The organism is Streptomyces sp. BB1-1-1, assembly GCF_031597775.1.
Lineage (GTDB): Bacteria > Actinomycetota > Actinomycetes > Streptomycetales > Streptomycetaceae > Streptomyces > Streptomyces thinghirensis.
Genome location: NZ_CP134203.1, coordinates 5821574 through 5845139, shown reverse-complemented (window position 1 = coordinate 5845139; position 23566 = coordinate 5821574). Strand labels below are relative to the sequence as shown.

General features: G+C 72.5%; 20 protein-coding genes. 4 read left to right on the top strand and 16 right to left on the bottom strand.

Going from position 1 to position 23566, the window contains the following annotated elements; all coding sequences use genetic code 11:
- Positions 1-3: 3 nt before the first annotated feature.
- From RI578_RS26770 to RI578_RS26750, 5 genes are all read right to left on the bottom strand, one after another.
- Positions 4-996 carry an adenosine deaminase gene (locus RI578_RS26770; RefSeq protein ID WP_310873451.1) on the bottom strand — a complete coding sequence of 331 codons (993 nt, stop codon included), beginning with the start codon at positions 994-996 and terminating at the stop codon, positions 4-6.
- Between the two features lie 20 nt (positions 997-1016).
- Complete coding sequence (locus tag RI578_RS26765; RefSeq protein WP_310873450.1) at positions 1017-1922, bottom strand: ribonuclease Z; 906 nt, start codon at positions 1920-1922, stop codon at positions 1017-1019.
- A gap of 24 nt (positions 1923-1946) precedes the next feature.
- Entirely contained in the window at positions 1947-2300 is a 354-nt protein-coding gene (locus tag RI578_RS26760) for a histidine triad nucleotide-binding protein (RefSeq protein WP_310873449.1), read from the bottom strand.
- Between the two features lie 53 nt (positions 2301-2353).
- Positions 2354-5563 (bottom strand): S41 family peptidase, encoded by a 3210-nt coding sequence (locus RI578_RS26755; protein WP_310873448.1) that lies wholly within the window; start codon positions 5561-5563, stop codon positions 2354-2356.
- A 72-nt stretch (positions 5564-5635) separates the two neighbouring features.
- On the bottom strand, positions 5636-6151 hold the full coding sequence (locus RI578_RS26750; RefSeq protein WP_310873447.1) for a hypothetical protein: 516 nt from the start codon (positions 6149-6151) through the stop codon (positions 5636-5638).
- Positions 6152-6222: 71 nt separating this feature from the next.
- Between RI578_RS26750 and RI578_RS26745 the strand changes: the two genes are divergently transcribed.
- Entirely contained in the window at positions 6223-6588 is a 366-nt protein-coding gene (locus RI578_RS26745; protein ID WP_310873446.1) for a hypothetical protein, read from the top strand.
- A 4-nt stretch (positions 6589-6592) separates the two neighbouring features.
- Here the strand turns inward: RI578_RS26745 and RI578_RS26740 are convergent, their stop codons facing one another.
- The 4 genes from RI578_RS26740 to hrcA all read right to left on the bottom strand — a co-directional run bounded on the left by RI578_RS26740 (position 6593) and on the right by hrcA (position 10839).
- Positions 6593-7342: a 16S rRNA (uracil(1498)-N(3))-methyltransferase gene (locus RI578_RS26740; protein WP_310873445.1), complete on the bottom strand. Its 750-nt coding sequence runs from the start codon at positions 7340-7342 to the stop codon at positions 6593-6595.
- Positions 7339-8427, bottom strand: coding sequence for a nitronate monooxygenase (locus RI578_RS26735; protein ID WP_310873444.1), 1089 nt, complete (start codon positions 8425-8427; stop codon positions 7339-7341). Before RI578_RS26735 ends, RI578_RS26740 begins: the two co-directional genes overlap by 4 nt.
- A gap of 258 nt (positions 8428-8685) precedes the next feature.
- Positions 8686-9822 (bottom strand): molecular chaperone DnaJ, encoded by a 1137-nt coding sequence (dnaJ, locus tag RI578_RS26730; RefSeq protein WP_121746964.1) that lies wholly within the window; start codon positions 9820-9822, stop codon positions 8686-8688.
- On the bottom strand, positions 9823-10839 hold the full coding sequence (gene hrcA, locus RI578_RS26725; protein WP_121746965.1) for a heat-inducible transcriptional repressor HrcA: 1017 nt from the start codon (positions 10837-10839) through the stop codon (positions 9823-9825).
- A 191-nt stretch (positions 10840-11030) separates the two neighbouring features.
- On the opposite strand from hrcA, the gene RI578_RS26720 reads away from it, so the two are divergent.
- Together RI578_RS26720 and RI578_RS26715 are read left to right on the top strand one after the other, a co-directional pair.
- Positions 11031-11765: an MBL fold metallo-hydrolase gene (locus tag RI578_RS26720; RefSeq protein ID WP_310873443.1), complete on the top strand. Its 735-nt coding sequence runs from the start codon at positions 11031-11033 to the stop codon at positions 11763-11765.
- Between the two features lie 34 nt (positions 11766-11799).
- Entirely contained in the window at positions 11800-12600 is an 801-nt protein-coding gene (locus tag RI578_RS26715) for a DUF3097 domain-containing protein (RefSeq protein WP_310873442.1), read from the top strand.
- Positions 12601-12699: 99 nt separating this feature from the next.
- On the opposite strand, the gene hemW is transcribed toward RI578_RS26715, so the two are convergent.
- The 4 genes from hemW to lepA all read right to left on the bottom strand — a co-directional run bounded on the left by hemW (position 12700) and on the right by lepA (position 20430).
- Positions 12700-13932 carry a radical SAM family heme chaperone HemW gene (hemW, locus tag RI578_RS26710; RefSeq protein WP_310873441.1) on the bottom strand — a complete coding sequence of 411 codons (1233 nt, stop codon included), beginning with the start codon at positions 13930-13932 and terminating at the stop codon, positions 12700-12702.
- A gap of 44 nt (positions 13933-13976) precedes the next feature.
- A complete protein-coding gene (locus RI578_RS26705; protein WP_310873440.1) occupies positions 13977-16187 on the bottom strand; it encodes a SpoIIE family protein phosphatase in 2211 nt (736 codons plus the stop codon).
- A 195-nt stretch (positions 16188-16382) separates the two neighbouring features.
- Positions 16383-18260 carry an AMP-dependent synthetase/ligase gene (locus tag RI578_RS26700; RefSeq protein WP_310873439.1) on the bottom strand — a complete coding sequence of 626 codons (1878 nt, stop codon included), beginning with the start codon at positions 18258-18260 and terminating at the stop codon, positions 16383-16385.
- A gap of 301 nt (positions 18261-18561) precedes the next feature.
- Positions 18562-20430, bottom strand: coding sequence for a translation elongation factor 4 (gene lepA, locus RI578_RS26695; RefSeq protein ID WP_121746970.1), 1869 nt, complete (start codon positions 20428-20430; stop codon positions 18562-18564).
- A gap of 308 nt (positions 20431-20738) precedes the next feature.
- On the opposite strand from lepA, the gene rpsT reads away from it, so the two are divergent.
- Positions 20739-21005, top strand: a complete 267-nt coding sequence (gene rpsT, locus RI578_RS26690; RefSeq protein WP_121746971.1) for a 30S ribosomal protein S20 — start codon at positions 20739-20741, stop codon at positions 21003-21005.
- A 197-nt stretch (positions 21006-21202) separates the two neighbouring features.
- Here the strand turns inward: rpsT and holA are convergent, their stop codons facing one another.
- From holA to RI578_RS26675, 3 genes are read right to left on the bottom strand one after another with little or no spacing between them, the layout of a single operon-like run.
- Positions 21203-22192, bottom strand: a complete 990-nt coding sequence (gene holA, locus RI578_RS26685) for a DNA polymerase III subunit delta (protein WP_310873438.1) — start codon at positions 22190-22192, stop codon at positions 21203-21205.
- Positions 22193-22242: 50 nt separating this feature from the next.
- Entirely contained in the window at positions 22243-22488 is a 246-nt protein-coding gene (locus RI578_RS26680) for a hypothetical protein (RefSeq protein WP_310873437.1), read from the bottom strand.
- A 54-nt stretch (positions 22489-22542) separates the two neighbouring features.
- Positions 22543-23424 carry a YceI family protein gene (locus RI578_RS26675; protein ID WP_310875868.1) on the bottom strand — a complete coding sequence of 294 codons (882 nt, stop codon included), beginning with the start codon at positions 23422-23424 and terminating at the stop codon, positions 22543-22545.
- Positions 23425-23566 lie beyond the last annotated feature (142 nt).

The window sequence follows — 23566 nt, the reverse complement described above, 5'->3', positions numbered from 1 at the left end:
GGGCTATCCGAACTCGTACGCCTCCACCTCGGCCAGGTAGCGCGCCCGCAGTTCCTCCTCGTCCTCCAGGAAGGAAGCGAGGAAGGAGTTGCGGGCGAGCTCCCGCAGCCGCTCCTCGGTGAGGCCCAGGGCCTCGCGTACGGCGTCGAAGTTGTCGCCCGCGTAGCCGCCGAAGTAGGCGGGGTCGTCGGAGTTGACCGTGCACATGAGGCCCGCGTCGAGCATCGCGGGCAGCGGGTGGTCGGCGAGGGTGTCGACCGTGCGCAGCCGGACGTTGGACAGCGGGCACAGGGTGAGCGGGACGCGCTCGCGCACCAGCCGCTCGACCAGCGCCGGGTCCTCGACCGAGCGCAGGCCGTGGTCGATCCGCTCGACGCCGAGGACGTCCAGGGCCTCGGCGACGTACTGAGGCGGCCCCTCCTCGCCCGCGTGCGCGACCCGGCGCAGTCCGAGGGCGGCGGCGGCCTCGTACACCTCGCGGAACTTGACCGGCGGGTGGCCGACCTCGGCGGAGTCCAGGCCGACGCCCGTGATGCGGTCGAGGTACGGCTTCGCGGCGTCGAGGGTCGCCAGCGCCGACTCGGCGGACTCGTCGCGCAGGAAGCACATGATGAGGCGGGTGGAGACGCCGTGGTTGGCGCGGCTGGTGCGCAGCGCCCGCCACAGGCCCTCCACGACCGTGCCCATCTCCACGCCCCGGGCGAGGTGCGCCTGCGGGTCGAAGAAGATCTCCGCGTGCCGCACGCCCTGCGCGGCGGCGCGGGCGAGGTAGGCGTTCGCGAGGTCCTCGAAGTCCCGCTCGGTGCGCAGGACGGCCATGAGCTCGTAGTACAGGTTCAGGAAGGACTGGAGGTCCTCGAACCGGTACGCCTCTCTCAGCGCGTCCTCGTCCGCGTACGGCAGGGGCACGCCGTTGCGGGCGGCCAGCTCGAAAGCCAGCTCGGGCTCCAGGGTGCCTTCGATGTGGAGGTGCAGTTCAGCTTTGGGCAAGGGCATCAGAGCATCGTACGACCGGTTTACCGACGTTTCGGAACCGGGACTCTGAGGAGGTCGTGGGCCACGGTCAGCTCCCCCTCGTAGCCGGCCGCCCGTGCCTGCCGTTCGAACTCCTCCGGGTCCGAGTAGCGCTGGCTGAAGTGGGTGAGGACCAGGTGCCGTACGCCCGCGTCCCGGGCGACCCGCGCCGCCTGGCCGGCGGTGAGGTGGCCGTGGTCGGTGGCGAGGCGCTCGTCCTCGTCGAGGAACGTGGACTCGATGACCAGCAGGTCGCAGCCCTCGGCGAGCGCGTGCACGCCCTCGCACAGCCGGGTGTCCATGACGAATGCGAACCGCTGGCCGCGCCGGACCTCGCTGACGTCGTCGAGCGGGACGCCGTTCAGCGAGCCGTCGCGCTGGACGCGGCCCACGTCGGGGCCCTTGATGCCGTGCGCGGCGAGGCGTTCGGGCAGCATGCGGCGGCCGTCGGGCTCGGTGAGGCGGTAGCCGTAGGACTCGACGGGGTGGGAGAGCTTGCGGGCGTCGAGGGTGTAGGCGGGGGTGACCGCGAGGACGCCGTCGGTGGCGACCGGGGCCTCGGTGAGGGCGACCGTCTCGCGGTAGGCGGTGGCGTACCGCAGGCGGTCGAAGAAGCGCTGCCCGGAGCGCGGGTAGTGGGCGGTGACCTCGTGCGGGACCTGGTCGAGGTTGATCCGCTGGATGACGCCGGCGAGGCCGAGGCTGTGGTCGCCGTGGAAGTGCGTGACGCAGATCCGGTTCAGGTCGTGGGCGGCGACCCCGGCGCGCAGCATCTGGCGCTGCGTGCCCTCGCCGGGGTCGAACAGGATGCCCTCGCCGTCCCAGCGCAGCAGGTAGCCGTTGTGGTTGCGGTGCCGGGTCGGGACCTGGCTGGCGGTGCCGAGGACGACGAGTTCACGTACGGACATCGTGGGTTATCCGGGTCGTCCGGGTTATCCGGGGGGCCATTCGAGGCCGCGGCCGCCGAGGACGTGGGCGTGCGTGTGCCAGACGGTCTGGCCCGCGCCGGTCCCGGTGTTGAAGATCGTGCGGTAGCTGTCGAGCTTCTCCTGGTCCGCGATCGCCTGGGTCTCGCGCAGGACGTCCGCGGCGAGTTCCGGGGCACCGGCGGCGAGGGCCGCGGCGTCCCGGTAGTGGGCCTTGGGGATCACCAGGACGTGGGTGGGCGCCTGGGGGTTGATGTCCCGGAAGGCGACGGTCGTCTCGGTCTCACGGACGATGGTCGCCGGAATCGTCCCCGCGACGATCTTGCAGAACAGACAGTCGTCCTGCGGTTCCCCGGCCATGGGGCCTCCTCACGCTGGTGATCTTGTACAGGGGCATCGTATCGACCGGGCACTCAGTCCGAGGCCGGCAGGCTCGGCGGGGTCTTCGCCGGGGTCTCCTCCAGCGCCTCCAGCGCCAGCCGGATCGCCTCGTCCAGTTGCGGATCGCGGCCCGCCGCGTGATCCTGCGGGCGCTGCGGGACCTCCACGTCCGGATCGACGCCGTGGTTCTCCACGCCCCAGCCGTAGCCCTCCAGCCAGAACGCGTACTTCGGCTGGGTGATCAGCGTGCCGTCGACCAGGCGGTAGCGGCTGTCGATGCCGATGACGCCGCCCCAGGTGCGGACACCGACGACCGGGCCGATGCCGAGTGCCTTGATCGCGGCGTTGACGATGTCGCCGTCGGAGCCGGAGAACTCGTTGGCGACGGCGACGACCGGGCCGCGGGGCGCGTCCAGCGGATAGCTGGCCGGCCGCATGCCGCGCGGCAGGTCCCAGCCGACGATGCGCCGGGCGAGCTTCTCGACGACCAGTTGGGAGGTGTGGCCGCCGCGGTTCTCGCGGACGTCGACGACCAGGCCCTCCCGGGCCACCTCGACGCGCAGGTCGCGGTGGATCTGGGCCCAGCCGGGGGCCTGCATGTCGGGGACGTGGAGGTAGCCGAGCCGGCCGCCGGACTTCTCGTGGACGTAGGCGCGGCGGTCGGTGACCCAGGCGTGGTAGCGCAGGGGCTCCTCGTCGGCGAGGGGGACGACGACGGCGTGCCGCGGCTCGCCGCCGCCGGACGGGGAGATGGTCAGCTCGACGGGCTTGCCCGCCGTGCCGACCAGCAGCGGGCCGGGCCCGGTGACCGGGTCCACGGGCTGCCCGGCGACCGCGACGATCGCGTCCCCGGCGCGTACGGCGACGCCGGGCGCGGCGAGCGGGGAACGGGCGTCGGGGTCGGAGGTCTCCGAGGGCAGGACGCGGTCGATGCGCCAGGCGCCGTCCTCGTGCCGGGACAGGTCGGCGCCGAGCAGGCCCTGCCGGGCGCCGCCGCCGTGGCCGCCGCGCGGGGTGACGTAGGCGTGCGAGGTGCCCAGTTCGCCGTGCACCTCCCACAGGAGGTCGACCAGGTCGTCATGGGTGGCGAGGCGGTCGAGGACGGGCCGGTAGCGGTCGAGTACGCCGTCCCAGTCGACGCCGTTCATGTCGGGGCGCCAGAAGTGGTCCCGCATGATGCGGCCGGTCTCGTCGTACATCTGCCGCCACTCGGCGGCCGGGTCGACGGTCTGCCGCACGCGGCTCAGGTCGACGGTGATGTTGGTGTCGCTGTCCTCGTCGCCGGAGGCCCGCCGGTCGCTGGGGACGACCTTGAGGCGTCCGTCGGTCCACAGCAGCACCCGCTTGCCGTCGCCGCTGACCTCGAAGTGGTCGGCGTCGGCGGCGAGGTGCTCGACGCGCTGCTGGGCCAGGTCGTAGCGTTCCAGCTCGGTGTGCGGGTCGGGGGCGTCCGGGGTGGCGCGGGAGGCGCCGAGCACGCCGGTGACCGGATGACGCAGCCACAGGACGCCGTCCTTGGCGGCGCGCAGCCGGGAGTAGCGGGCGGCCTCGACGGGGAACGGCACGATGCGGTCGGCGAGGCCCTCGATGTCGATCCGGGTGGTCGGGGTGCCCTCGCTGTCGGGGGTCTCGTCCCGGTCCGGGGTCTCGAAGGGGCGGCCGTGGCGCTGCGGGCCGAAGGGCGACGGGGTGGTCGCGGCCAGCGTGATCAGGTACGGGCGGGCGCCCTCGACGAAGGCCAGGTCGAAGACGTGCTCGTCGTAGACCGGGTCGAAGGAGCGGGTGGAGAGGAAGGCGAGGTGCTTGCCGTCCAGGGTGAAGGTCGGCGAGTAGTCCTTGAAGCGCAGCGGGGTCGCCTCGCTCACCGACAGGTCGGTGGTGTTGGCGAGCTTGAGCTGGCGCAGCGGTTCGGGGCCGGGGTGGGACCAGGCGAGCCAGGCGGAGTCGGGCGAGAAGACCAGCCCGGACGCGTCGCCGTTGTCGCTGCGGTCGACCTCGCGGACCTCGCCGGTCTCGCGCTCGACGAGCAGGATCCGTCCGTCGTGCGAGGCGACGGCGGCACGGCTGCCGTCCGGTGCCATGGCGAGGGCGAGCACCCGGCCGAGCTGCCCGGCGGCGAGGCGCCGCGCGGTGGCGCCGGGGGCGAGCCCGGTGGCGGGCGCGAACTCCAGGGCGTCGTCGCCCTCGGCGTCCGTCACCCACACCACCCACTCCTCGCCGTCGGCGCGGAAGGTGCGCGGCAGCCGGGTGCGTACGCCGGGCCGCGCGGTCAGCGCGCGGGCCGGTCCGGCGCGGTGGGTGACCCAGTGCACGCCGCCGCGTACGGCGACGGCGCTGCCGCGCGCGGTGTGGTCGGGGGACGCGGAGCCGAACCAGCGGGCGGCGTTCACCGGGTACGCCTGGAGGTCGACGCGCGAGCCGCCGAGCCGGATGTCGAGCCGGCGCGGTTCGGCCGCGTCCAGGTCGTCCAGCACCCAGAGTTCACCGGCGCAGGAGTAGACGACGCGGGTGCCGTCGGTGGCGGCGTGCCGGGCGTAGAAGCCGTCGAGAGGGGTGTGCCGGCGCAGGTCGGAGCCGTCGGCGAGGGAGGAGTAGAGCGCGCCGGTGCCTTCGTGGTCGGAGAGGAACGCGATCCGGTCGCCGACCCAGAAGGGGTACTCGATGTTGCCGTCGAGGTCGCTGTGCAGCCGGGTGAACTCGCCGTCGCCTTCGGCGTCGTCGATCCACAACTTGCCCGCGGTGCCGCCCCGGTAGCGCTTCCACCAGGCGGCCTCGCGGCCCATCGGCGCGGACAGCAGCACGGTGCGCGGGCCGTACGCGACATCGCCGACGGGCCCGTACGGCAGCGTGGTGGCCGGTCCGCCGTCGAGCGGGACGGCGCGGGCCCAACTGCGCCGCAGGCTGGCCTGCCCGTAGGTGCTGAGGGCGAGGACCTCCCCTTCCGGGGTCCAGCCGCGCACCTGGGTCTTCAGGCTGCCCCAGTACGTGAGGCGCTTGGCGGGGCCGCCGTCGGCGGAGGCGATGTGCACCTCGGGTGCGCCGTCGCGGGTGGAGGTCCAGGCGACCGTGGTGCCGTCGGGCGAGACGCGCGGGTGGTTGACGGGCACGTTGTCGGCGCTGACCCGCCAGGCCCGGCCGCCGTCGAGCGGGGCGAGCCACACGTCGTCCTCGGCGGTGAAGGCGACCAACTCGCCGTGCGGGTGCGGAAAGCGGAGGTAGGCAGGCGCTGCGGGCTGTGTCACCCCCTCACCCTATGCAGGGGCGGGGCCCGCCGACAGAGGTTTGGATCACTTACCGGCCACCGGCCCGCCGGGCTATTTGCCCTCCACCGGGCGGCAGTGGGGGTCGTCCGGGCACCAGATGGTCCGGGTCACGGTCACCGTGGGCCCCGGCTGGTGCTGGGTGGGCCGATTCGCGGGCGGGGCGCTCGTGGCGTCGCAGTTCCCCAGCCCCTTGACGCGGAACCACTCCTTGCCGTCCACCTTCGCGGTCAGATCGCCGCGTACACAGGCGCCGTTGACGACCCGGGTCACCTCGCCGTCGACGGTGATGTCCTGTCCGCCGTCGGTCTTCCCCTCGCAGTCGACGGAGGCGACGGTGTCCTCGCCCGCCGACGCGGTGGCGCCGTCGTCCCCGAAGGAGGCGGTGCAGGTGAGCCACCGCACCTCCGCCTTCTGCCGCTCCAGTTCGCGCGTCACGGTCTGGTCGGTCGTGTACGCCACGGACGCCGAGCTGAGCCCGCCCGGGTCGCACGCGCCGACACCGCCGACGGCGACGACCGCGCCGACGACCACCGAAGCCGCACGCCGAATCCGCCTCAATGCCCCCATGAGGGGCAGCCTGCCACCGGTGCGGGGCGGACGGTAGGGCGCATACGGCCACTCCTCACTACCGTGAGCGGATGCACAGCGGACGCCGGCGCAGAAGGCTCGTCGTGGACGAGACGGCCACCTACATATGGTCGGTGCGTCACCGGCACAGCGTCACGGGGCCCTGCCAGGAGGTGCTCGCCCTCTCCGGGGAGGGGACGAGGACGAGGGTTCTTCTGCTCTTCCCGGGCGGGGAGGGACGGTTCGTCCCCGACGGCTGGCTGCCCTCGGGCTGCGTGGCCATGGGGGACGCGTCGCTCAACCTGCACGAACCCGGTGTCGTACGGGGCTTCGTCGACGAGGCGGCCCGGCGCGGGCTGCTCGACCGGTCGGCGGACCTGGACGGCTGGGACCTGTTCCGGGCGGTGGCGTCGGCGCTCGGCCGGCCGGCGTCCTGACGCGTCAGGACCAGCGGCCGGTGCGGGCCAGGAGTACCGCCGTCGCCGCGGTACCGGCCGTGGAGGTGCGCAGGACACTGCGCCCCAGACGGTAGGGCTTCGCGCCGGCCTCGGCGAACAGGGCCAACTCCTCCGGGGAGACCCCGCCTTCGGGGCCGACGACCAGCACGATGTCCCCGGCGGTGGGGAGTTCGGTGGCGGCCAGCGGCTCGTCACCGCTCTCGTGGAGTACGGCCGCGAAGTCGGCGTCGGCCAGAAGTGACGCGACCTGCTTGCTCGTCGCCGCGTCCGCGACGTCGGGGAAGCGGACCCGGCGGGACTGCTTGCCGGCCTCCCGGGCCGTCGCCCGCCACTTGCCGAGCGCCTTCAGGCCGCGGTCGCCCTTCCACTGCGTGATGCAGCGGGACGCCGCCCAGGGCACGATCGCGTCGACGCCGACCTCGGTCATCGTCTCGACGGCCAGCTCGCCGCGGTCACCCTTGGGCAGGGCCTGGACGACGGTGATCCGGGGCCGCTCCGGCGGTTCCTCGTGGACCGTCCCCAGTCCCGTGACGACCAGGCGGTCCTTTCCCTCGGCGGACTTCACCACGCCCTCGGCCCAGCGTCCGCGCCCGTCGGTGAGGACGACGTCCTCGCCGGCCCGCAGCCGCTTCACGGAGACGGCGTGCCGTCCCTCGGGGCCGTCCAGGACGTACTCCCCTCCGGGCAGGTCGCCCGGCTGGAGGGAGTCGACCACGAACACCGGCGCCGTCATCGGCCCGTACCTCCCGTCACGAACGCTGACAACGCTGTCCCCGCGGCGGCGAGTTCGGCCACCAGCACCTCCACCAGCTGCCCGGCGGGCAGCTCCCGGGCCATCCGGTGACCCTGCCCCGCCCAGAGCGCCATGCCCTGCGCGTCGCCCGCCTTCGCCGCCGCCTTGCGCAGCGGGGCGGTGAGGTGGTGCACCTCCGGGTAGGCGGCGGGGGCGTAGGGGCCGTGCTCGCGCAGGAAGCGGTTGACCAGGCCGCGGGCGGGGCGGCCGGAGAAGGCGCGGGTGAGTTCGGTGCGGACGAAGAGCGGGTTGGTCAGCGCCTGCTTGTGCAGGGCGTGCGCGCCGGACTCGGGGGTGGCGAGGAAGGCGGTGCCGAGCTGGGCTGCGCTCGCGCCGGCCGCGAGGACCGCGGCGATCTGGCCGCCGCGCATGATGCCGCCGGCGGCGACGATCGGCAGGCTCACCGCCTCCCGGACCTGGGCGACCAGCGACAGCAGCCCGGTGCCGGCGGTGCCGCCCGTCTCGGGGTGGTCCCGGTGGGTGCCCTGGTGTCCGCCGGCCTCGACGCCCTGCGCGATCACCGCGTCGGCGCCGGACAGCTCCACGGCCCGGGCCTCCTCCGCGGTGGTCGCGGCGACCAGGGCGAAGGTGCCCACGCGGTGCAGCGAGTCGACGACCTCACGGCTGGGGACGCCGAAGTGGAACGACACCACCGGCACCGGGTTGTCCAGCAGCACCGCGATCTTGGTGTCGTAGCCGTCGTCCCGGCCGCACTCGGGGTCGCCGAGTTCCGTCTCGTACCAGGCGGCCTCGCCGGCCAGCTGGTGGGCGTAGACGCCGACGGCGGCGGGGTCGGCCGTCTCGGGCTGCGGCATGAAGAGGTTGACGCCGAAGGGGCGGTTCGTCAGTCCCCGCAACTGCTTGATCTCCTGGTACATCCCGTCCGCGGTCTTGTACCCGGCGGCGAGGAATCCCAGCCCGCCCGCCTCGCAGACCGCGGCGGCGAGCTGCGGCACGGAGACGCCGCCCGCCATGGGCGCCTGCACGATCGGGTAGGGGAAAAGATCGGTCAGTGCGGAGGACATGACGGCATGTTGTCACGTCCTCCGAGCAAGTCCGAATCCAGGCTTCCGTTGGCATACGCCAGGAGCATCCGCATCGGAAAGCCCCTGGCGGCACGCCGTGACCGGTGCCCGTCAGCGCCCGTTGAAGGCATCCTTCAGCCGCGAGAACAGCCCCTGCTGCCCAGGCTGACAGTGCCCGCCCGGGGGACAACCCCCGGACCCCCGGCAGACCCCCGAGCGCCACGCCGACAAGCAGGCACAGCCCTCGGGACCACCACGTCAGCGCCCGTTGAAGGCATCCTTCAGCCGCGAGAAAAGCCCCTGCTGCCCAGGCTGGAACTGCCCCGTCGGGCGCTCCTCGCCACGCAGCGCGGCCAGCTCGCGCAGCAGGCGTTCCTGCTCGGGGTCGAGCTTGCTCGGGGTCATGACCTCGACGTGGACGATGAGGTCGCCCCGGCCGCCGCCGCGCAGGTGGGTGACGCCCCGACCGTGCAGCGGGATCGACTGACCGGACTGCGTGCCCGGGCGGATGTCGACCTCCTCCATGCCGTCGAGCGTCTCCAGCGGCACCTTCGTGCCGAGGGCCGCCGCCGTCATCGGGATGGTGACCGTGCAGTGCAGGTCGTCGCCGCGCCGCTGGAAGGTCGAATGGGGCAGCTCGTGGATCTCGACGTACAGGTCACCGGCGGGACCGCCGCCGGGGCCCACCTCGCCCTCGCCCGCGAGCTGGATCCGGGTGCCGTTGTCGACACCGGCCGGGATCTTCACGGTCAGCGTGCGCCGGGAGCGGACCCGGCCGTCGCCCGCGCACTCGGGGCACGGGGTCGGGACCACGGTGCCGAAGCCCTGGCACTGCGGGCAGGGGCGCGAGGTCATGACCTGGCCCAGGAAGGACCGGGTGACCTGCGAGACCTCGCCGCGGCCGCGGCACATGTCACACGTCTGGGCCGACGTGCCGGGCGCCGCGCCCTCGCCGTTGCAGGTGTTGCAGACGACCGCGGTGTCGACCTGGATGTCCTTGGTCGTGCCGAAGGCCGCCTCGTCCAGCTCGACCTCGATGCGGATCATCGCGTCCTGGCCCCGGCGGGTGCGCGAGCGCGGCCCGCGCTGCGACGCCGTACCGAAGAACGCGTCCATGATGTCCGAGAAGTTCCCGAAGCCACCCGCGCCGAAGCCGCCCGCGCCACCGCCGGCGGCCTGCGAGAGGGGGTCGCCGCCGAGGTCGTAGACCTGCTTCTTCTGCGGGTCCGACAGCACCTCGTAGGCGGCGTTGATCTCCTTGAACCGCTCCTGGGTCTTCGGATCGGGGTTGACGTCCGGGTGCAGCTCGCGGGCGAGCCTCCGGAACGCCTTCTTGATCTCGTCCTGGGAAGCGTCGCGGCGCACGCCGAGTACGGCGTAGTAGTCCGTGGCCACCTACGACTCCGCCAGGATCTGTCCGACGTACCGTGCCACTGCGCGTACCGCTCCCATCGTTCCCGGGTAGTCCATGCGGGTCGGTCCGACCACGCCGAGCTTGGCAACCGCCTCGCCGCCCGAACCGTAGCCCACCGACACGACGGACGTGGAGTTGAGTCCTTCGTGGGCGTTCTCATGACCGATACGGACGGTCACGCCCGGATCCTTCGCCTCGCCGAGCAGCTTGAGGAGCACGACCTGCTCCTCCAGCGCCTCGAGGACGGGTCGGATCACCAAGGGGAAGTCGTGCCCGAAACGGGTCAGATTGGCGGTGCCGCCGATCATCAACCGCTCCTCGTTCTCCTCGACCAGCGTCTCCAGGAGAGTGGAGAGCACGGTGGAGACCGTACCGCGATCCTCGGCCCCGAAGGCCTCCGCCAGATCTTCCACCAGGCTCGGCACGTCCGAGAAACGACGCCCGGCCACCCGGCTGTTGAGCCGCGCGCGCAGGTCCGCCAGGGACGCCTCGCCGAACGGCGCCGGGCAGTCGACCATCCGCTGCTCGACCCGGCCGGTGTCCGTGATCAGCACGAGCATCAGCCGCGCGGGCGCCAGGGAGAGCAACTCCACGTGCCGCACGGTCGAGCGGGTCAGCGACGGATACTGCACGACCGCGACCTGCCGGGTCAGCTGCGCGAGCAGCCGCACCGTGCGAGCCACCACGTCGTCGAGGTCGACGGCGCCCTCCAGGAAGTTCTGGATGGCGCGCCGCTCGGGCGGGGTCATCGGCTTGACGCCGGCCAGCTTGTCGACGAAGAGCCGGTAGCCCTTGTCGGTCGGGATGCGCCCGGCGCTGGTGTGCGGCTGGGCGATGAACCCCTCGTCCTCCAGGGCCGCCATGTCATTGCGCACGGTGGCCGGCGAGACGCCGAGGTTGTGCCGCTCGGTGAGGGCCTTGGAGCCGACCGGCTCCTCGGTGCCGACGTAGTCCTGGACGATGGCGCGCAGCACCTGGAGCCTGCGTTCACTGAGCACTCGCGCACACCTCCCGAAGTCGTCAGCCCGGCGATTTGCCTGTCTTCGCCTGTCTCACTGTCTGTCCCTGGCACTCACAGCGTGCGAGTGCCAGACTTCCCCGGCCCAGTGTACGGCCGTGGGGTACGCCCCCGGCAAGGCCGGGGCCGCGCCGCCGTGAACGGAGGCGTCGCACCGCTAGCGTCGTCGTCGTGACGGTGACTTGGGAAGACCTGGGATGGGAGCGGCTGGCGGCCGGGGTGGGGCGGCGCCGGCTGCCGGTGTGGGACTGCACCGCGGGGCTGGTCGTCGGCGCCGGCGCGGCCCTGGTGGTGGACGCGGGGTCGAGCCTCGGCGAGGGCGCCCGGTTGCGCGCGGGGGCGCAGCAGCTCGCCGGTCACCGTGTGACACATCTCGCGCTGACCCACCCGCACTTCGACCACGTCTTCGGCGCCGCCGCGTTCGCGGGCGCGGAGGTCTACGGCGCGGTGGGCACGGACGCGGTGTTCGCGCGGGGCGGACACGGACGGGAGGCGCTGCGCTCGGACGCGGTGGCCGAAGGACTGGACACGCGGCGGGCGGAGGAGGCGGCCGACGCGCTCGTCCGCGTCCGCCACGAGGTCTGCGGCGAGTGGACGCTCGACCTGGGCGGCGGCCGGCAGGTACTGCTCGCCAACGTGGGCCCGGGGCACACCGGCCACGACCTCGCGGTGCTGGTGCCGGGCGACCCGGAGGTCGTCTTCTGCGGCGACCTGGTCGAGGAGTCCGGTGAGCCGCAGGCGGGCCCCGACGCCGTACCGTCGCACTGGCCCGCCGCCCTGGACCGGTTGCTCGACCTGGGCGGCGAGGACGCGCTGTACGTCCCCGGTCACGGTGCGGTGGTGGACGCGGCGTTCGTCAGGGCCCAACGGGACGCGCTGGCCGCCCGCTTCGGCGTGTCGCGCTGATCACGGCGCGACCGCTCCTCGTATCGTCATCAGAATGCGCCAGTACTCCGCCGACCTGACCCCTTCGTGGAAGAAGCCGCAGCCGGTACCGGAGGTCCCGGCCGACCCCGGCCTGGTGGTCGAGGAGCCCGGCACCGGTTTCTGCGGCGCGGTGATCGGCTGCGAGGCGGGCACGGTGACCCTGGAGGACCGCTTCGGCAAGCACCGGGTGTTCCCGATGGAGCCGCGCGGCTTCCTGCTGGAGGGACGGGTGGTGACGCTGGTCCGGCCGTCGTCCGGCCCGGTACGCCCCACCCGTACGGCGTCGGGCTCGGTGGCGGTCCCGGGGGCACGGGCGCGCGTGGCCCGCGCCGGGCGCATCTACGTCGAGGGCCGGCACGACGCCGAGCTGGTCGAGAAGGTGTGGGGCGACGACCTGCGCGTCGAGGGCGTGGTCGTGGAGTACCTGGGAGGCGTGGACGACCTGCCGTCGATCGTCGCCGACTTCGCCCCGGGCCCGGACGCGCGGCTGGGCGTCCTGGTGGACCACCTGGTGCCGGGTTCGAAGGAGTGGCGGATCGCGGAGGCGGTGACGAGCGAGCACGCGCTGGTCGTCGGCCATCCCTACATCGACATCTGGGAGGCGGTGAAGCCGTCGGCGCTGGGGATCGACGGCTGGCCCCGGGTGCCGCGCGGGCAGGACTGGAAGACGGGGGTGTGCCGGGCGCTGGGGTGGCCGTCCGAGAACACCGGGGCGGTGTGGCAGGCGATCCTGGCGCGGGTGGGGTCCTACAGGGACCTGGAGCCGGAGCTGCTGGGGCGGGTGGAGGAGCTGATCGACTTCGTGACCGCGTAGGTCACCTTTCTCAGCCCCTCCGGCGTTTGAGGAGCGGGGGTCCGGGGGCGGAGCCCCCGGGTCGGGACGGGTAGGGGCGGCGGGGGCGAAACAGGCTGGTCAGTCCACCAGGTCCCGGACCACCGCGTCCGCCAGCAACCGCCCGCGCAGCGTGAGCACCGCGTGCCCGTCCTCGTACGGCCCCTCTTGGAGGAGTCCGTCGGACAGCGCCCGGCGCGACGCCGCGAGCCCCGCCTCCCGCAGCAGCGACAGCGGCACCCCCTCCCGCAGGCGCAGCTCCAGCAGGACGCGCTCCACCCGCCGGTCCTCGTCCGTCAGGACCTCCCGCCCGGCCCCCGGCGACTTCCCGGCCGCCAGCGCCCCCGCGTACGCCCCCGGGTGCTTCACGTTCCACCACCGCACGCCGCCCACGTGGGAGTGCGCGCCCGGCCCCGCGCCCCACCAGTCGGCGCCCCGCCAGTACAGCTCGTTGTGCAGGCAGCGCCCCGCGTCCGAGGTGGCCCAGTTCGACACCTCGTACCAGTCGAAGCCCGCCGCCGACAGCGTCTCCTCCGCGATCAGGTAGCGGTCGGCGTGGACGTCGTCGTCGGTCATGGGGACCTCGCCGCGCCGGATGCGGCGGGCCAGCTGGGTGCCCTCCTCGACGATCAGCGCGTACGCCGAGACGTGGTCCGGGCCCGCCCCGAGCGCCGCGTCCAGCGAGGCGCGCCAGTCGTCGTCGGTCTCACCGGGGGTGCCGTAGATCAGGTCCAGGTTGACGTGGTCGAAGCCGGCCGCGCGGGCCTCGGCGACGCAGGCCTCCGGGCGGCCCGGGGTGTGGGTGCGGTCCAGCACCTTCAGGACGTGCTGCTTCGCGCTCTGCATGCCGAAGGAGATCCGGTTGAAGCCGCCCTCGCGGAGCGCGGCGAGGTAGGCCGGGTCGACCGACTCGGGGTTGGCCTCCGTCGTCACCTCCGCGTCCGCCGCGAGGCCGAACTCGTCGCGGATCGCGTGCAGCATCCGCACCAGGTCGCCGGCGGCCAGCAGGGTGGGCGTACCGCCACCGACGAAGACCGTGCGGACCTCGCGGGGGTCGTCGCCGAGCACCTTGCGGGCCAGGCGGACCTCGTCGACGAGCGTCTCGGCGTAGTTGTCGCGGGAGGCGAGGACGCCGCCGGTGCCGCGCAGCTCGGTCGCGGTGTAGGTGTTGAAGTCGCAGTAGCCGCAGCGGGTCGCGCAGTACGGCACGTGCAGGTAGAAGCCGAGGGGGCGGTCGGCGGCGCCGGCGAGCGCGGACGCCGGGAGGGCGCCGTCGGCGGGGACGGGCTCGCCGTCGGGGAGTGCGGAGGGCATGCGTTCCATTGTCCCGCACCCGCGTGTGTCTCCCGCCCGCGCGCTCAATCCGCCTGGAGCACCAGCAGCGCCAGATCGTCCTCGGGGGGCCGGGGCCCGAACTCGTGCACCAGCCGCCTGATCCGCTCGGCGACCAGCCCGGCGTCCAGCCCCGCGCAACCGGCGAGCGCGACGGCGAGACCGTCCCCGTCGTCGAACTGCCGGGAGCCGCTGCGCCGCTCGGTGACCCCGTCCGTGACGCAGAGCAGGGTGTCGCCGGACCGCAGCTCGAAGGTCTCGCTGGTGTACGTGGCGTCCTCGACGACGCCGAGCAGGGTCTGCGGCTGCGCGACCGTGCGCACCGTGCCGTCGGGGTCGAGGAGCAGCGGCAGCGGGTGCCCGGCGGAGGCGAGGGTGCAGCGGACGCCGCCGTCGAACGGGACCAGTTCGCCGTAGAGCAGGGACAGGAAGCGGGTCTGCGGTCCGTCGCCCGGGGCAACCGCAGGGCCTGCGGCGACGAGGGCGCGGGCGGCGGCGTCCGCGGCCTCGGTGGCGTCGTCGAGGAGGAGCTGGTTGAGGCGGTCGAGGACGTCGGGGACGCCGTACTCCTCGCGGGCCAGCAGCCGCAGCCAGGGCCGGGCGAGGCCGATGACGACGGCGGCCTCGGGGCCCTTGCCCTGGACGTCGCCGACGGCGAAGCACCAGCGGCCGTCGCCGGCCGGGAAGAGGTCGTAGAAGTCGCCGCTGGGGCCGCCCTTGTCGCACGGTTCGTAGACGAGGGCACTGCGCACGCCGGGGATCTCGGCGACCGCGCCGGGCAGCAGGCCGCGCTGGAGGACGGCGCTGATGGTGGCCTGCCGGGCGTACTGGCGGGCGGCGCCGATGGCGAGCGCCACCCGGCGGCTGAGGTCCTCGACCAGGCCGGTGATCTCGTCGGGGAAACCGGGGGAGCCGGGGGTGCCGGTGCGCCCGATGACCAGGGTGCCCAGGGGCCGGCCGCCGGCGACCAGGCGGTAGGCGAGCGCGTCACCGTGCGTGCCGTCCGGGCCCAGCGCCTCGCCGGGCCAGGGGTGGGCGACGGGGCCGGAGCGCCACGGGTCACGCGGGCGGGGCGGGTCCTTCTCCAGGGCTCGGCGCAGCTCCTCGATGTGGCTCTCGCTGCCGTGCCAGACGCGGGCCAGCCGCGCTCCCACGGCCGCCCCGGGGTCGTCGCTCCAGGCTCCCCGGCCCAGGGACTCGTCCTCCAGCCACACGGCGCACCAGTCGGCGAGCCGCGGCACGATCAGCTGGCCGGTGAGGGAGGCGACCAGGTCCTCGTCGAGCTGCCCCGCCAGGAGGTCGGAGGCCTCGGCGAGGAAGGACAGGGCACCACGGCCCAGCCACTCCCGGTCGCGCACACCGCGCCGAACGGTCCTGGCCGTTCCGTCCCGCCAGTCACCGCCGCCGCTCTGGCTCTCCGAGCCGTACAGGACCGTCGGCCCCTCCAGAACCACTGGTCCCTCCGGGACCGGCCGGCCCTCCAGGACCGGGGGGCCGTCCAGGACCGTCTGGCCCTCCAGGACCATGCGCCCGTCCAGGGGCGTTTCACCACCCGGGCCGCCCGGGCCGCCCGAGACACCCGAAGCCCCCAGAACCCCTGGGCCGCCCAGACCCGTCGAACCCCCGGCCCCCTCCCCCAACGGCTCCGTGCCCGCCGGCGCGGGGCGCCGCGCCCCGCGCCCCCCGGCATACGCCTCGGTCTGCTCGGCGGTCTCGGCGGTCTCGGCGGTCTCGGCGCCCGCGGCCGGGAGGCGTGCCCACACCGTCTTGGTGCCCGGGCGGTAGGTGATGCCCCAGGCCTCCGAGAGCGCGGCGACGAGCCGCAGGCCGCGCCCGTACTCGGGGATCTCGTGCGGCGTCTCGTGGTCGCCGTTCCTCGGGGCGCGGGAGGGGTGGTGGTCCGTGGCCTCGACGACGAGGGTGCCCGTCTCCTCCAGGCGGCAGCCCACCTCGACGTCCGTGCCGGCGTGCACGACGGCGTTGGTGACCAGCTCGCTGACGACGACCAGGGCGTCGGCGGCGAGGTGCTCGGTCAGCTGTTCCGTGCCGGGCAGGCCGAGCTCGGCCCAGTCGGCGAGCGCGGCCCGCACCATCTCCCGGGCCGCGCCCGGCGCCAGCGAGCTTCCGAGCAGGGTCACGTGCGCCCGCGCGCACTCCTGGGCGTATGCCTCAGCAGTGTGCGCGGGCGCCCCGCTGGCGCGGGAGACGGTCTCCCGTTGCGTCGGAATGGCCCCCATGGACGGCTCCCCGGGCAGTTCGTGCGAATACTTCGCAGTCGATGCCGACAGAGTGACAGACCGACCCCGTCCATAAGCGCGGAGTTACCGAAGTGGGCCGCCACGGGTGAGAACCGTGCTAGGCGAACGTTCGAAGACAGCCGGAAGACGGACAGTTTCGGGCATCAGCCGTGCGGACCGCGACGCCCGCCCGCGCTACGCCTCGCGCGAGCCGTCGTACATCTCCTCGATCAGGTGCTTGTACTCCCGCTCCACCACCGGTCGCTTCAGCTTCAGGCTCGGCGTGATCTCGCCGTGCTCGATGTCGAGGTCGCGGGGCAGCAGGCGGAACTTCTTGATGGTCTGCCAGCGCTGGAGACCCTCGTTGAGCTGCTTGACGTAGCCGTCGACCATCTCGACGGTCACGGGCGCCGCGACGATCTCCGCGTACGGCTTGCCCTCCAGGCCGTTCTCCTTGGCCCACTCGGTGATCGCGATCTCGTCGAGGGCGATGAGCGCGGTGCAGAAGTTCCGGTCGGCGCCGTGCACCAGGATGTTGGAGACGTAGGGGCAGACCGCTTTGAACTGGCCCTCCACCTCGGCGGGCGCGATGTACTTGCCGCCCGAGGTCTTGATGAGGTCCTTCTTGCGGTCGGTGATCCGCAGGTAGCCGTCGGGCGAGAGCTCGCCGATGTCGCCGGTGTGGAACCAGCCGTCGGCCTCCAGCACCTCGGCGGTCTTCTCGGGCAGCTTGTGGTAGCCCTCCATGATGCCGGGGCCGCGCAGCAGGATCTCGCCGTCGTCCGCGATGCGCACCTCGGTGCCGGGCAGCGGCTTGCCGACCGTGCCGGTGCGGTAGGCCTCGCCGGGGTTGACGAAGGACGCGGCGGAGGACTCGGTGAGGCCGTAGCCCTCCAGGATGTGGATGCCGGCGCCGGCGAAGAAGTAGCCGATGTCGGGGGCGAGGGCGGCCGAGCCGGACACGCAGGCGCGCAGACGGCCGCCGAAGGCCTCGCGGATCTTGGCGTAGACGAGCTTGTCGGCGATGCCGTGCTTGGTGGACAGGCCGAAGGGGGCGCTCGCGGTGCCGGTGCGCTTGAAGTTGTCCTGGGTGACCTTGGCGTACTCGCGGGCGACGCCGGCGGCCCACTGGAAGATCTTGTACTTGGCTCCGCCGCCCGCCCGGGCCTTGGCGGCGACCCCGTTGTAGACCTTCTCGAAGATGCGCGGTACGGCCGCCATGTAGGTCGGCTGGACGACCGGCAGGTTCTCGATGATCTTGTCGACGCGGCCGTCGACGGCGGTGACGTGACCGACCTCGATCTGGCCGGAGGTCAGCACCTTGCCGAAGACGTGCGCGAGCGGCAGCCACAGGTACTGCACGTCGCCGCCGGTGACCAGGCCGGTCGCGGCGATCGCCTTCGCCATGTACGACCAGTTGTCGTGCGGGAGGCGGACGCCCTTGGGCCGGCCGGTGGTGCCGGAGGTGTAGATGAGGGTGGCGAGGTGGTCCTTGGTGAGGGCGCCGACCCGCTTCGTGACCAGCTCCGGGTCCTTCTCCAGGCGGGCCGCGCCGAGGGCCTCCAGCGCGCCGAGGGTGAGGATCCAGTCCTCGTCGGTGTCGGCGCCGGCCGCGTCGATCACGACGACGTGGGTGAGGTCGGGCAGCTCCGCCTTCTTCTCCCGGGCCTTGGCCAGCTGCGCGGCGTCCTCCGCGATCAGCACCCGGCTCTCGGAGTCGGAGAGGATGTACGCCGACTCGTCGGCGTTGGTCTGCGGATAGACGGTGGTCGTAGCCGCGCCCGCGCACATGATGCCGAGGTCGGCCAGGATCCACTCCAGCCGCGTGGCGGAGGCCAGTGCCACGCGCTGCTGCGGCTGGATGCCCAGCTCGATCAGGCCGGCCGCGATCGCGTAGACCCGTTCGGCCGCCTGTCCCCAGGTCAGCGACTTCCAGTCGTCCGGGCCCTCGCCCGAGGCCGACGGGACCGGGTAGCGGTAGGCCTCGGCGTCCGGCGTGGCCGCCACCCGCTCCAGGAAGAGTCCCGCCACGGAGGGCGGACGGTTCTCGATCAGTGTCTGTGTGTCGCTCACGACATCCTCCGTGGGCCCGCGACGGTGCGGCCGGGTCGGTGCGGCCGACTCAGGTGCGGCTGGTTCAGGTGCGGCTGGTTCACTCTCGGGCGGTGGTTCAGGCGTTGTTTAACTCGCGAGTAACTAGCGAGCAGGCATCAGAGTAAAGGGCGACCGGCCCGTGCGTAAGTCTCCGCGCCCTGTCACTTCGTACAGACGCACTCCCGTGACATGCGAAGGGGCCCGCCGCGCTTTCGCACGGCGGGCCCCTTCGTGTCCGTTTTGCCGGGGTGGGCGGGGCGTACCGCGAGGACGGTCGCGGTTACTTCTTGCCCTTGCCCGACCCCGCGCTGTCATCGCTGGACAGGACCGCGATGAAGGCCTCCTGCGGAACCTCCACGGAACCCACCATCTTCATCCGCTTCTTGCCTTCCTTCTGCTTCTCCAGCAGCTTCCGCTTACGGGAGATGTCACCGCCGTAGCACTTGGCGAGGACGTCCTTGCGGATGGCGCGGATGGTCTCGCGGGCGATCACCCGGGAGCCGATGGCGGCCTGGATGGGCACCTCGAAGGCCTGGCGCGGGATCAGCTCGCGCAGCTTGGCGACGAGCCGCACGCCGTACGCGTACGCCGCGTCCTTGTGGGTGATCGCCGAGAAGGCGTCGACCTTGTCGCCGTGCAGCAGGATGTCGACCTTGACCAGGCTGGAGGTCTGCTCGCCGGTGGGCTCGTAGTCGAGGGAGGCGTAGCCGCGCGTCTTGGACTTCAGCTGGTCGAAGAAGTCGAAGACGATCTCCGCGAGCGGGAGGGTGTAGCGGATCTCGACCCGGTCCTCCGAGAGGTAGTCCATGCCGAGGAGGGTGCCGCGCCGGGTCTGGCACAGCTCCATGATCGCGCCGATGAACTCGGTGGGCGCGAGGATCGTGGCGCGCACGACCGGCTCGTACACCTCGTTGATCTTGCCCTCGGGGAACTCGCTCGGGTTGGTGACGGTGTGCTCGACGCCGTCCTCCATGATCACGCGGTAGACCACGTTGGGCGCGGTGGCGATCAGGTCGAGGCCGAACTCGCGCTCCAGCCGCTCGCGGATCACGTCGAGGTGCAGCAGACCCAGGAAGCCGACGCGGAAGCCGAAGCCGAGGGCCGCGGACGTCTCCGGCTCGTAGACCAGGGCGGCGTCGTTGAGCAGGAGCTTGTCCAGGGCCTCGCGCAGCAGGGGGTAGTCCGAGCCGTCCAGCGGATACAGACCGGAGAAGACCATGGGCCTCGGGTCCTTGTAGCCGCCGAGCGCCTCCTCGGCGCCCTTGTGCATGCTGGTGACGGTGTCACCGACCTTGGACTGGCGGACGTCCTTCACGCCGGTGATCAGGTACCCCACCTCGCCGACGCCGAGGCCGTCGGCGGCGAGCATCTCGGGCGAGTTGGTGCCGATCTCCAGCAGCTCGTGCGTGGCGCCGGTGGACATCATCCGGATCCGCTCGCGCCTGTTGAGCTGGCCGTCGATGACACGGACGTACGTCACGACACCGCGGTAGGAGTCGTAGACGGAGTCGAAGATCATCGCGCGGGCGGGGGCGTCCTTGACGCCGACCGGGGGCGGGACGTCGGCGACGACCTTGTCCAGCAGCGCCTCGACCCCGAGGCCGGTCTTGGCGGAGACCTTGAGCACGTCGTCGGGGTCGCAGCCGATCAGGTTGGCGAGTTCCTCGGCGAACTTCTCGGGCTGCGCGGCCGGCAGGTCGATCTTGTTCAGCACGGGGATGATCGTGAGGTCGTTCTCCATCGCCAGGTAGAGGTTGGCGAGGGTCTGGGCCTCGATGCCCTGAGCGGCGTCGACGAGGAGGATGGTGCCCTCGCACGCGGCCAGCGACCGCGAGACCTCGTAGGTGAAGTCGACGTGCCCCGGCGTGTCGATCATGTTGAGGATGTGCGTACTGCTCTTGTCGTGGGTGGGGGCCCACGGCAATCGCACCGCCTGGGACTTGATCGTGATGCCGCGCTCGCGCTCGATGTCCATGCGGTCGAGGTACTGGGCGCGCATCTGCCGCTGCTCCACCACACCGGTCAGCTGGAGCATCCGGTCGGCGAGCGTGGACTTGCCGTGGTCGATGTGCGCGATGATGCAGAAGTTGCGGATCAGCGCCGGGTCGGTACGGCTCGGCTCGGGCACATGGCTGGGGATCGCGGGCACGCAGGGTCCTGATTCTTGAGGCGTCCGCAGTGTCTGCGGTCTCGGGTCGGATCGATACGTAGCTTCCATCGTCCCACGGGTGGGGAGCTGGGATGGGTTTGGGACGGGTCGAGGACGGGGGCGGGGCCGGATCGGGGGCGGGCCAGGGCCGGATCGGGTCCGGACCGAGGCCGGGTTTGGGTGGCTCGGCGGGCCGCTGGTAGTGTGGGGGGCTGTGTCTCTTGCCCTCTCAGCGCGAGGCACTCCTTCAAGAAATCATCGGCACGGGACCCTCGCGGCCTCGTGCCTGAACCTGCAAAGGCTCATTCGTGGCGAACATCAAGTCCCAGATCAAGCGGAACAAGACCAACGAGAAGGCCCGGCTGCGCAACAAGGCCGTCAAGTCCTCTCTGAAGACCGCGATCCGCAAGGCCCGTGAGGCTGCTGCCGCGGGTGACGTCGAGAAGGCCACCGAGTACCAGCGCGTCGCTTCGCGCCAGCTCGACAAGGCCGTCTCCAAGGGCGTCATCCACAAGAACCAGGCCGCCAACAAGAAGTCGGCGCTGTCGCAGAAGGTCGGCGCCCTCAAGGGCTGAACCCCTCATCTGGTCTGATCGCCGGAAGGACCCAGAGCGGGCCCTCTCTCATCCGCTCCCGTCCGGCACACCGGATCCGTGCGCGGCCTGCGTTCGCCACGCGGGCATGGATCCACGAGCTTGATCCGAAGGCCCCGGTGGCCGTCCTTCCCCAGGACGGACGCCGGGGCCTTCGGTCTGTGCGAGGCCCTACGCCCTTACGCCCGTCCCCGCGAACGCGCCGCGTGCGCGATCGTCACCACGGCCTTCTCCAGGGCGTACTCGGGATCGTCCCCGCCGCCCTTCACCCCCGCGTCCGCCTCGGCCACCGCGCGCAGGGCCACGGAGACTCCGTCCGGGGTCCAGCCGCGCATCTGCTGCCGGACGCGGTCGATCTTCCACGGCGGCATCCCCAGCTCACGGGCGAGGTCGGCGGGGCGCCCGCCGCGGGCGGAGGACAGCTTTCCGATCGCCCGCACGCCCTGCGCCAACGCGCTGGTGATCAGCACCGGTGCCACTCCGGTCGCCAGCGACCAGCGCAGCGCCTCCAGCGCCTCCGCCGCCCGTCCCTCGACCGCCCGGTCGGCGACCGTGAAGCTGGAGGCCTCGGCCCGTCCCGTGTAGTACCGCCCGACGATCGCCTCGTCGATCGTGCCCTCGACGTCCGCGGTCAGCTGGGACACCGCCGAGGCCAGCTCCCGCAGGTCGCTGCCGATGGCGTCGACCAGTGTCTGGCACGCCTCGGGGGTGGCCGAGCGCCCGGCGGTACGGAACTCCGTCCGTACGAAGGCCAGCCGGTCGGCGGGCTTCGTCATCTTCGGGCACGCCACCTCGCGCGCCCCCGCCTTGCGGGCGGCGTCCAGCAGGCCCTTGCCCTTCGCGCCGCCCGCGTGCAGCAGGACGAGGGTGATCTCCTCGGCGGGGGCGCCGAGGTAGGCCTTCACGTCCTTGACCGTGTCGGCGGACAGGTCCTGCGCATTGCGTACGACCACGACCTTGCGCTCGGCGAAGAGCGAGGGGCTGGTGAGCTCGGCGAGTGTGCCGGGCTGCAGCTGGTCGGGGGTCAGGTCGCGTACGTCCGTGTCGGCGTCGGCGGCCTTCGCGGCGGCCACCACCTCCCGCACGGCACGGTCGAGCAGGAGGTCCTCCTGGCCCACGGCAAGGGTCACCGGGGCGAGAGGGTCGTCATTCGCAGTCTTCCTGGCCATCGCGACAAGCATCGCACGCACCACTGACAACGGACTTCGCCGCCGACGCCCTAGGGTTCCTCGCGCCAGCCCTCCCACTCCCCCGCGAACTCGTCGAGCTCGCGGGGGTCCAGCCGCTCCCGCTCGTCGCGCAGGACGACGAGCCACTGGGCGTCCTCGGCGTCGTCCTCGCCGGCCAGGGCGTCCCGGAGCAGTCGGGGTTCCTCGTCGAGTCCGAAGCGCTCCCCGAGCGCCTGGGCCACCTCCTCCGCGGCGTCGCGGTCGGGCAGCACCAGCACATGTCTCACATCGCTCACGGGTGCCATTGTCGGACACCGCGCGGCAGGGCGGACGGTCAGGTCGGTGCCGCGTCAGCCCTTGGGCACGATCTGGATGTCGAGGCCGATCCTGATGCTGGGCCCGACCACGGCGATGCCGCGCGCCAGCATGGTCTGCCAGCTCACGGTGAAGTCGTCGCGGTGCAGCTCGGTGGTGGCGCGGCAGGCCGCCCGCGCCTCGCCCTCCATGCCGTTGCCCAGGCCGAGATACTCGGCGTCCAGGGTGACCGTGCGCGTCACGCCGTGCAGGGACAGCGCTCCCGTGACGGCCCACCGGTTGCCGCCCCGGTGCGTGAACCGGTCGCTGTAGAACTCCAGGGTCGGGAACCGCTGCACGTCCAGGAAGTCCCCCGACCGCAGATGGTCGTCGCGCATCTTCACGTTGGTGTCGATGGACGCCGCGTCGATGACCACGTGCATCGCCGACTGCTCCATGTCGTCGCCGATCCGCACCGCGCCCGCGAAGGAGTTGAACCGGCCGTGGATCCGGGCCAGCCCGATGTGCCGGGCGGTGAACGCGATCGACGAGTGCGCCGGCTCGATCTCCCAGTCGCCCGGCGCGGGCAGCTCCGGAGGCTGGGCCACTTGCAGGGTCACGTCGCCGAGCGAGGCCAGCGTGTCCTCGGTGACGGTCGCGGACGCCCGGTACGGCGTGTAGCCCTCGGCGGACACCGCGAGTCTGTACTCCCCCGTGGGCACCGTCGCCACGAACGACCCGAAGGGATCCGTCCCGCCGCTGACCACCTTGCGCCCCATGGTGTCGCTGACCGTGAACTCCGCGTGCGGAATCGGCTCGTTGACGGGGTCGAGGACCCGGCAGCTCAGCACCCCCGCGTTCGGCGGGGTCCGCACCGCCGCCAGGGGACCCGTCCGTTGCATCCGCTTCGTTCGGCTTCCCAGCCAGCGGCCGATCATCTGCGACACCCTCTGCACGACGTGAGAAAACTAGTTGACGAAGAAACATTCGATCACCGATGGGGGTTTCGAGGCAACACGGGGCCACTTCAAGGGAAACCGGCGCATGTGCTGGGAGTGCGCGTGAGTGGCACGAGTAGCC